Origin of the sequence: Kitasatospora sp. NPDC048715 (assembly GCF_043198905.1) — a bacterium.
Classification (GTDB): domain Bacteria; phylum Actinomycetota; class Actinomycetes; order Streptomycetales; family Streptomycetaceae; genus Kitasatospora; species Kitasatospora lactacystinica.
In genome coordinates this window covers 235,156-244,892 of sequence record NZ_JBICVH010000020.1, presented here as the reverse complement: position 1 = coordinate 244,892, position 9,737 = coordinate 235,156, and the positions used below count along the sequence as shown (strand labels likewise).

Genomic DNA, 9,737 nt, shown 5'->3' with positions numbered 1-9,737 from the left:
GGTTACATTCCGAACCCGGAAGCTAAGCCTTACAGCGCCGATGGTACTGCAGGGGGGACCCTGTGGGAGAGTAGGACGCCGCCGAACAATTATTCTAGAGAAGCCCCCGCCGGGTGAACCGGTCGGGGGCTTCTCTGTTGTAGGGTCAACATGCAATTGTCGTAGTACGGGACAGGAGGCCCCCGGGTGGAGGTCCAGGAGACGCGGGTCCAGACCGATCGCGTCCTCACCATCCCCAACATGCTGAGCATGGGCCGGCTGGTCGGTGTTCCGCTCTTTCTCTGGCTCATCCTGTGGCCGGTGTTCGACGGGCCCAACAATGACGGTTGGGCGCTGTTGATCCTGATGCTGAGCGGGATCAGCGACTACCTGGACGGGAAGCTCGCCCGGCGGTGGGGGCAGATCAGCCGGGTGGGGCAGCTGCTCGATCCGCTGGCCGACCGGCTCTATGTGCTGTCCACGCTGGTCGGATTGACCTGGCGTGAGATTCTGCCGTGGTGGCTCACCGCGATCCTGTTGGCCCGTGAGGTATTCATCGCCGCGCTGCTGCCGATTCTGAACCGGCACGGCTACGGACCGCTCCAGGTGAGTTTCCTGGGCAAGGCGGCGACCTTCAATCTGATGTACGCGTTTCCGCTTCTGCTGCTCGGCAGCGTGGACAGCTGGATCGCCCGGCCGGCCGAGGTGGTGAGCTGGGCGTTCATCTGGTGGGGGACGACGCTGTACTGGTGGGCCGCGATTCTTTACGCGGTTCAGGCGCGGCGGATCGTCCGGGCCAGCACCGCGGGCTCCGCGTCCACAGTCTGAGACGTGATCTGAGAGAAGCCCCACGCCTCATCGGTGCGTCGGACGATACCTTCCGGGTAGAGAACCTTCTGGAACGCTTTGATGGACCTGTTGGTCCACCACCGCGAAGGAGGACGCACCCGTAATGAAAGCCGTTGTAATGGCAGGGGGCGAGGGCACCCGACTCCGCCCGATGACCTCCAGCATGCCGAAGCCGCTGCTTCCGGTCGCCAATAGGCCGATCATGGAGCACGTGCTTCGGCTGCTGAAGCGGCACGGCCTCTCCGACACCGTCGTCACCGTGCAGTTCCTGGCGTCGCTGGTCAAGAACTATTTCGGTGACGGCGAAGAGCTGGGCATGCATCTGACCTATGCCCACGAGGAGACGCCACTGGGCACTGCGGGGAGTGTCAAGAACGCCGAGGACGCGCTCAAGGACGATTCCTTTCTGGTGATCTCCGGTGACGCGCTGACCGACTTCGATCTCTCGGAATTGATCGACTTTCACCGCAGCAAGAACGCTCTGGTCACCGTCTGTCTCACGAGAGTGCCGAATCCACTGGAGTTCGGCATCACGATCACGGACGACGAGGGGAGGGTCGAGCGCTTCCTGGAGAAGCCGACCTGGGGGCAGGTCTTCTCCGACACGGTGAACACCGGTATCTACGTGATGGAGCCCGAGGTCTTCGACTACGTGGCGGCGGGTGAGTCCGTCGACTGGTCGAGTGACGTCTTCCCACAGCTGTTGAAGGAGGGCAAGCGGGTCTACGGTTACGTCGCCGAGGGCTACTGGGAGGACGTGGGCACCCACGAGAGCTACGGCAAGGCCCAGGCCGACGTCCTGGAGGGGAAGGTCGACGTCGAGCTGGACGGATTCGAGATCTCCCCGGGCGTCTGGGTCGCCGAGGGTGCCGAGGTGGATCCGGACGCGGTGCTGCGCGGGCCGCTGTACATCGGGGACTACGCCAAGGTCGAAGCCGGGGTGGAGATCCGCGAGCACACCGTGCTGGGCAGCAACGTGGTCGTCAAGCGCGGCGCGTTCCTGCACAAGGCGGTGGTGCACGACAACGTCTACGTCGGGCCGCAGAGCAACCTGCGGGGCTGCGTGGTCGGCAAGAACACCGATGTGATGCGGGCCGCGCGGATCGAGGACGGCGCGGTGATCGGGGACGAGTGCCTGGTCGGCGAGGAGTCGATCATCGGGGCGAACGTCCGGGTCTACCCGTTCAAGACCATCGAGGCCGGCGCCGTCGTCAACACCTCGGTGATCTGGGAGTCGCGCGGCCAGGAGCACCTGTTCGGGGTGCGCGGCGTCTCGGGCATCCTGAACGTCGAGATCACCCCGGAGCTGGCCGTGCGGCTGGCGGGGGCGTACGCGACGACGCTGAAGAAGGGCGCCACCGTCACCATCGCGCGTGACCACTCGCGTGGTGCGCGTGCGCTCAAACGGGCGATGATCTCGGGGCTCCAGACCTCCGCGATCGACGTCCGGGACCTGGAGAACGTGCCCATGCCGGTGGCCCGGCAGCACACGGCCCGGGGGAGCGCCGGCGGGATCTTCCTGCGGACCACGCCGGGTGTGCCGGACTCGCTGGACATCCTCTTCTTCGACGAGCGCGGGGCGGACCTCTCGCAGGCGGGCCAGCGCAAGCTGGACCGGGTCTACGCACGTCAGGAGTACCGGCGGGCGTTCCCGGGGGAGATCGGGGACCTGACCTTCCCGTCCAGCGTCTTCGACTCCTACGCGGGCAACCTGCTGCGGACGGTGGACACCACCGGGGTCCGGGAGGCCGGGCTGAAGGTGGTCGTGGACACCGCGCACGGCAGCGCGGGCCTGGTCCTGCCGAGCATCCTCGGCCGGCTCGGGGTGGAGGCGCTGACCGTCTCCACCGGGCTGGACGAGGCCAGGCCGACGGAGGACGCGGAGGAGCGCAGGGCCGGGCTGGCCAGGCTGGGCGAGCTGGTCGCCTCCTCGCGGGCGGCCTTCGGCGTCCGGTTCGACCCGGTGGGCGAACGCGTCGCGTTCGTGGACGAGCTCGGCCGGGTGATCGACGACGACCGGGCGCTGCTGGTGCTGCTGGACCTGGTCGCGGCCGAGCGGCGCAGCGGGCAGGTGGCACTGCCGGTGACCACGACCCGGATCGCCGAGCAGGTCGCGGCGTACCACGGCACCCAGGTCATCTGGACCACGACGACGCCGGACGACCTCGCGAAGGCGGCCTCCGCCGAGGGCACGGTGTTCGGCGGGGACGGGCGCGGCGGTTTCGTGGTGCCCGAGTTCAGCGGGGTGCTGGACGGCGCCGCGGCGTTCGTCCGGCTGGTCGGCCTGGTGGCGCGGACCCAGCTCACGCTGAGCCAGATCGACGCGCGGATTCCGCAGGCGCACATCCGGCGCCGGGACATCGCGACGCCGTGGGCGGCCAAGGGCATGGTCATGCGCTCGGTGGTGGAGGCGGCCGGCAGCCGTCGGCTGGACACCACCGACGGCGTCCGGGTGGTCGAGGCCGACGGGCGGTGGACGCTGGTGCTGCCGGACCCGGCCGAGGCGGTCACCCACCTGTGGGCGGAGGGCCCGGACGACGAGGCCACCGAGGCGCTGCTGGACGAGTGGGCGGCCGTGGTCGACGGAGCGGGGCGGTGAGCGGCCGGGGTTGAGCACTGCCTGAGGCTCGGAACGGCCTCGAACGGCGGGGCGCGCGGTGTGATCCGTGCGCCCCGCTGTCCGTTTTCACACTATTCGGAACAATCCGTCACTTTCCGTCATGTGTGCAGCGTGTGTGCAGCTCAGGGGCCGTGCACGGGGCCCGTCGGCGGCGTGGGACGATGGTCTCCATGCCAGCGACGCCGACACCGAGTGCCCCGAACGGACGGTACAACCGTCCGGACGCCTCGATGTCCTTGCTGACCAATGTGATGGACCACAGCCTCGACGAGGGCTACGCGGAGGCGGCCGCCGCGCGCGGCGGAGCCCGCGACAGCCGGATACCCGGCACCTGGCAGGGGCTGCTCACGCTCGGCGCCGGGCTGGCGCTGGTCGGCGGGGTGGTGACGGTGGGCGCCGTGAACGCCCACAAGGCCGAGCCGTCGCTGGCCAAGGAGCGGGACGCGCTGATCCACCGGATCAACGACAGCAACACCTCGGCCGACCAGTTGCAGAAGCAGGTGCAGGAGCTGCGGCTCAAGGTCGACAGCACCCAGCAGCAGGCGCTCGCCTCGGGGGACGGCGATCCCGGTGGGCTGAGCGGGGCCGTGGGCCTCGGCCCGGTCGCCGGGCCGGGCCTGAAGCTGGTCCTGGAGGACGCCACGGGCACGGGCGCCGGCGGCAACGTCGACCCGCGGGCCGGGCAGGGCTTCTCCAACAGCGGACGGCTGCGGGACCGTGACCTGCAGCTGGTGGTGAACGGCCTCTGGGGATCCGGGGCCGAGGCGATCGCGATCAACGGCCAGCGGCTGACCGCGCTGTCCGCGATCCGGGCCGCCGGCGAGGCGGTGCTGGTGGACAACCGGCCGCTGGTGCCGCCGTACAGCATCCAGGCGGTCGGGGACGGCTCGAAGCTCCTCACCGCCTTCGAGAAGGACATGGCCGGGCAGTACCTGCGGCTGCTCCAGGAGCAGTACGGCATCAAGTCGACGCTCTCCGTGCAGAAGAACCTGACGCTGCCGGCGGCGGTGGGGGTGACGCTGCGGACCGCGCAGCCGGTGACGCCCGAGACCTCGCCCGCGGCCTCCCCGACGACTCCGGGCGGTACGCCGCCGACCGGAGCCGGAACCCAGGAGAGCCCCGCCGCGTCCGTCTCACCATCGGCCCCGTCCTCCGCATCGGCCTCGTCGGCCGGGCCAGGCGGAACTCCCACCACCAAGCGGCGTCCGTCGACCGGACCCACCAAGACCACGACAGGGACAGGAGCAGCCAGACCGTGATTGCCGTACTGGGTCTTGTGATCGGGGTGGTCGTCGGCCTCTTCGTCCAACCCGAGGTGCCGGACGCCGTCGTGCCCTACCTGCCGATCGCGGTGGTGGCGGCGCTGGACGCCGTGTTCGGCGGCGTCCGGGCGATGCTCGACGGGATCTTCAACGACAAGGTGTTCATCGTCTCGTTCCTGTCGAACGTGGTGGTCGCGGCACTGATCGTCTTCCTCGGTGACCAGCTGGGGGTCGGCTCGCAGCTGTCCACCGGTGTGGTCGTCGTCCTCGGCATTCGCATCTTCTCCAACGCGGCCGCGATCCGGCGCCATGTCTTCCGTGCCTGAGCCGCGCCGCGAGGAGGCGGTGGCGGCGGAGCCGGAGGCGGCGGCGGTCGGTCCGGCCGCCGGGAAGCCGGGCGGGGAACCTCGGGAGGTCGTCGGCATCGAGGCGGCCGTGAAGCCCGCCGAGAAGGCCGTGGGCACCCCCGGGCCGGAGATGGACGGGGAGTCCGGTCCGGAAGGCTCGGAGGACCCGGCCGTGGCCGCCGGGGGGACCGCCGCCGAGGAGGCCCCGGAGGAGAAGTCTGACGCTAAGGCTGAGCTTGAGGCCGATTCGGCGCCCGAGCCGACGCTGCGGCTCACGAAGGTCGTCGGGCCGGCACCTGCGGCCGGGACGAAGGCCGGGACGAAGCCGGAGGCGAAGGCCGGACCCGTCGCCGAGGCGAAGCCCGAGCCGGTACCCGCGCCCGGCGCCGAGCCCGAGCCCGAGCCCGAGGTCGAGTCCGAGTCCGAGCCCGAGTCGGAAGCGGCGCCCGAGCCCGAGCCCGCTCCGGACCGGAACACCGGCCGGCGGCGGCTGAAGGCGGCGCTCTGGCCGCCGCGGCTGTCGCGCGGCCAGCTGGTGGTGGCGCTGCTGCTGTTCTCGCTCGGCCTGGGGCTGGCGATCCAGGTGCGGTCGACCAACGACCACCACAGCCAGCTGCGCGGGGCCCGCCAGGAGGACCTGGTGCGGATCCTCGACGAACTGGACAGCCGTCAGCAGCGTCTCCAGCAGGAGAAGGCGGAGCTGGAGCAGTCCCTGGCGAAGTTGGAGAACAGCTCCAACCAGGCCAAGGAGGCCCAGGAACAGACCAGGAAGAAGGTGACGGAGCTCGGTGTGCTCGCCGGTACCGTCAAAGCCACTGGTCCGGGCATCGTACTCACGGTCGATGATCCCCAAGGGCAGGTGAAGGCAGATATGCTGCTGGACACCCTGCAAGAACTTCGAGCGGCGGGGGCGGAGGCGATTCAGATCAACGACGTGCGCGTGGTGGTCAACACCTACTTCACCGACCTGTCGGGCGGTGGAGTGCAGATCGACGGGAAGAAGGTCTCGCAGCCCTACCGCTTCACGGTCGTGGGGAACCCGCAGGATCTGACACCCGCGCTGAACATCCCGGGAGGTGTCGTCCGCACGCTGGAGAGCCACCAGGCGCGGGCGACGATCGCCCAGCAGCAGAAGGTGGTCGTCGACGCCCTCGTGGACCCGAAGTCGCCGCAGTACGCCAAGCCGGCTCCGAAGTGACGGGGCGCCCGGCGAACGGCCCGTCAAGGGCGGGCGGCACCCGCCGGGGGACGCCGCCGTCACATGGGCGAGACTGGTTCGCACCAGTACGCTCCGGAGCAACAACCGCAGTACCGACCGCCGGAGTACCGCTCCGGCGATCCCGAGCCGCAACGACCGGGCTCGCAGCATGTCCGAGGTTCTCACCCTGCCCCGCGGGCGGGTCTGTCACACGCAAGGGGATTCGCCCGTGAGTTTCTTCTCGAAGTTGTTCGGTCGCAACAAGGGCCGTGACGCGGCCGCCGTCGAGGCGCCCACCGCGCGTCACCGCCGACCGGAGGACGAGCCCGCAGTGCCGGGCATGCGTCCGGCCCCCGAGGCCGCGCCGTACGCAGGTCAGCAGCTGTACCGGGACGGCGGCGCCGCCCAGTACGCGGGGAATCCGGCGGGCTACGGCGCGTCGGTTGACCCCTCCGGCGAGCCGCGCATAGGTTTCCCGTCAGGACCCTCAACCTCTGGTGGAGGGTTTGCCCCGGATCCGTACGCCGGGCACAACCCGTCGGGTGTGCCGCGCCAGGAGGCTGTGAACATGGCTGGCCCCACTCCGTGCCCCAGGTGCGGCAACCAGAACCCGGCCTCGGCCCGGTTCTGTTCCAACTGCGGCACGGCGCTGCGCGGCGGCCTGCTCCCGGAGGGGGCGGCGGAGACCACGTCGACCATCTCCATCTCCGGCCTGGAGTCGTACGACCCCACCACCACGACCGGCACCGGCGCCACGCCGGCCCTGTCGGCCGAGGTGCTGTCGGCGATCGACGCGCTGCCGCCGGGCTCGGCCCTGCTGATCGTGCAGCGCGGTCCGAACTCCGGCAGCCGCTTCCTGCTGGACTCGGACATCACCACGGCGGGTCGTCACCCGCAGGGTGACATCTTCCTGGACGACGTCACGGTCTCGCGCCGCCACGTGGAGTTCCGCCGCACCCCGGCCGGCTTCAGCGTCGCGGACGTGGGCAGCCTCAACGGCACCTACGTGAACCGGGAGCGGATCGACGAGGTGTCGCTGAACAACGGCGACGAGGTGCAGATCGGGAAGTACCGGCTGGTGTTCTTCGCCGGCCACAACCGGGGGTACTGAAAGCGACGTCGGCAGGAGCCCGAGTGAATACGAATACCCCTTCCTCTTCTCTCGGGGCGGCCACCCCCACCCCGTCCGGTCCGCAGGCGGACCGCGGCGGGCGCGGGGTGGTCGCGGGCCCGCGGCAGCCGCTCCGGAGCGAGCGGCCCGCCGGGCGGCGGCGCGGCGGTGACGAACTGCTGAGCATCGGCGCGGTGCTGGCCTTCCTGCGCGACGACTTCCCCGAGGTCACCATCTCCAAGATCCGCTTCCTGGAGGCGGAGGGGCTGGTCGAGCCGCAGCGCACGCCCTCGGGGTACCGCAAGTTCAGCCCGGCCGACGTCGAGCGGCTGGCCTACGTCCTGCGCATGCAGCGGGACCACTACCTGCCGCTGCGGGTGATCCGGGAGCACCTGGACGCGATCGAGCGCGGCGAGAACCCTCCCGCGCTGCCCTCCGCCGCCGACACCCGGCCCGGGCCGCTGGAGGAGGCGGACCGGGAGCTGGTGGCCGCCGGCGAGGTGCCCTCCGGCGTCCGGCTGGGGCGTGCCGAGCTGCTCGCGGCGGCCGAGGCGGGGGAACCCGAGCTGGCCGAGTGGGAGTCCTACGGGCTGGTCGCCGCGGGCCCGGACGGCGGCTACGACGGCGAGGCGCTGCAGGTGGCCCGACTGGTCGCGGAGCTCGGCCGGTACGGGCTGGAACCCCGGCACCTGCGCGCGATGAAGGCCGCGGCGGATCGCGAGATCGCGCTGGTGGAGCAGGTGGTGGCGCCGCTGCGCCGGCACCGGAACCCGCAGACCAGGGCGCACGCGGAGGCCACCGCCCGGGAACTCGCGACCCTGTCGGTGCGGCTGCACGCGGCGATGGTCCAGGCCGGTCTGCGGTCCCGCGGATAGCGGCCGTGGTATTCCGGCGGCACCGGCTGCACCGCGCTGACCAGCGGCGTCGGCTCTGCGCTTTCATATCCGGGAGCGGAGCCATAGGGTTGCGTGTGTGAATGAGCTCGACGTCGTGGGTGTCCGAGTGGAGATGCCTTCCAACCAGCCGATCGTGCTGCTGCGGGAGGTCGGGGGAGATCGCTACCTGCCGATCTGGATCGGCCCCGGCGAGGCGACCGCGATCGCCTTCGCCCAGCAGGGCATGACGCCGGTGCGCCCGTTGACGCACGACCTCTTCAAGGACGTCCTGGAGGCGCTCGGCCAGCAGCTCACCGAGGTGCGGATCACCGACCTGCGGGAGGGCGTGTTCTACGCCGAGCTGGTGTTCTCCGGCGGGGTCGAGGTGAGCGCCCGGCCGTCCGACGCCATAGCGCTGGCGCTGCGCACCGGCACGCCGATCTACGGGAGCGAGGAGGTGCTCGCCGAGGCGGGCATCGCGATCCCGGACGAGCAGGAGGACGAGGTCGAGAAGTTCCGCGAGTTCCTCGACCAGGTGTCGCCCGAGGACTTCGGGGGCAGCGGTCCGCAGTAGCGGGGACCGGCCGTGCGGCCATGTGGCCGACCGTTTTGCCAAAAACCGTCCATCTACCCACACTAGGGGCACGAAAAACCACTCTCCTGAGTGATGTGGTTTGTCTGGCCCGGCGTGGCGATCGTTGACGGGTCATAGGGGACTGCCTACCGTCAGGAGTGGCTGTCCGGGTGGCCGATGCCCGCAGTCGGGTTGCCCGCAGCACAAGTGGACGGAGGCAGGCATGAGCAGCACCGGCGATGACGCGGCCGTGGGAGGCCGGTGCGCCGTGCACATGCCGCGCACCGCTCGCACCGTCACGGATCTCCCCCGGATGGGCAGGTTCCCGGCCGTACAACCGGGCCAGCCGGCCATCGAGCGGCTGGCCCCGACGTCCGACCTGCTCGGCTTCCGCGGCCCGACGGCCTGCGCGGCGGCCGGCATCACCTACCGCCAGCTGGACTACTGGGCCCGCACCGGACTGCTGGAGCCCAGCGTCCGCACCGCGTACCCGTCGACCAGCCAGCGGCTCTACAGCTTCCGCGACATCCTGCTGCTGAAGATCGTGAAGCGGCTGCTCGACGCGGGTGTCTCGCTGCAGAACATCCGGGTGGCGGTCGCCCACCTCCAGGCCGCCGACCAGGCCGACCTGGCCGGGCTGACGCTGATGTGCGACGGCGCGACGGTGTACGAGTGCACCACGCCGCAGCAGGTGGTGGACCTGCTGAAGGGCGGTCAAGGAGTCTTCGGCATCGCGGTGGGAGCGGTCTGGCGGGAGCTGGAGCTCACCCTCGGCCGGCTGCACGCCGAGCGCACCGACACCGGCGAGACCCTGGTCGGGCACGACCCGGCCGACGAGCTGGCCCAGCGGCGCAACCGGGCGGTCTGAGCAGGCGTTCGACGGGGCCGCGGGCCCGGACGGGGAACCGTTCGGACCCGCGGC

General features: G+C 70.7%; 9 protein-coding genes and 1 rRNA gene. All 10 read left to right on the top strand.

What is annotated here, in order from left to right; all coding sequences use genetic code 11:
• Positions 1–87 (top strand): 5S ribosomal RNA (gene rrf / locus ACGFSC_RS33580); the annotation flags it as partial.
• A gap of 99 nt (positions 88–186) precedes the next feature.
• Positions 187–807 (top strand): CDP-alcohol phosphatidyltransferase family protein, encoded by a 621-nt coding sequence (locus tag ACGFSC_RS33575; RefSeq protein WP_359915003.1) that lies wholly within the window; start codon positions 187–189, stop codon positions 805–807.
• Between the two features lie 124 nt (positions 808–931).
• Positions 932–3,427: a mannose-1-phosphate guanyltransferase gene (locus ACGFSC_RS33570; RefSeq protein WP_359915006.1), complete on the top strand. Its 2,496-nt coding sequence runs from the start codon at positions 932–934 to the stop codon at positions 3,425–3,427.
• Positions 3,428–3,618: 191 nt separating this feature from the next.
• Entirely contained in the window at positions 3,619–4,707 is a 1,089-nt protein-coding gene (locus tag ACGFSC_RS33565; protein WP_380352372.1) for a DUF881 domain-containing protein, read from the top strand.
• Positions 4,704–5,036, top strand: coding sequence for a small basic family protein (locus ACGFSC_RS33560; protein WP_030062488.1), 333 nt, complete (start codon positions 4,704–4,706; stop codon positions 5,034–5,036). The genes ACGFSC_RS33565 and ACGFSC_RS33560 overlap by 4 nt, the downstream gene beginning before the upstream one ends.
• 151 nt (positions 5,037–5,187) lie before the next feature.
• Positions 5,188–6,255 (top strand): DUF881 domain-containing protein, encoded by a 1,068-nt coding sequence (locus tag ACGFSC_RS33555; protein ID WP_392864413.1) that lies wholly within the window; start codon positions 5,188–5,190, stop codon positions 6,253–6,255.
• 229 nt (positions 6,256–6,484) lie between these two features.
• Positions 6,485–7,366 (top strand): FHA domain-containing protein, encoded by an 882-nt coding sequence (locus ACGFSC_RS33550; RefSeq protein WP_359915009.1) that lies wholly within the window; start codon positions 6,485–6,487, stop codon positions 7,364–7,366.
• A 179-nt stretch (positions 7,367–7,545) separates the two neighbouring features.
• Positions 7,546–8,241 carry a MerR family transcriptional regulator gene (locus tag ACGFSC_RS33545; protein WP_359915026.1) on the top strand — a complete coding sequence of 232 codons (696 nt, stop codon included), beginning with the start codon at positions 7,546–7,548 and terminating at the stop codon, positions 8,239–8,241.
• A 97-nt stretch (positions 8,242–8,338) separates the two neighbouring features.
• Positions 8,339–8,815, top strand: a complete 477-nt coding sequence (locus ACGFSC_RS33540) for a bifunctional nuclease family protein (protein WP_224276619.1) — start codon at positions 8,339–8,341, stop codon at positions 8,813–8,815.
• 223 nt (positions 8,816–9,038) lie between these two features.
• Positions 9,039–9,683: a MerR family transcriptional regulator gene (locus ACGFSC_RS33535; protein WP_359915012.1), complete on the top strand. Its 645-nt coding sequence runs from the start codon at positions 9,039–9,041 to the stop codon at positions 9,681–9,683.
• Positions 9,684–9,737: the final 54 nt, after the last annotated feature.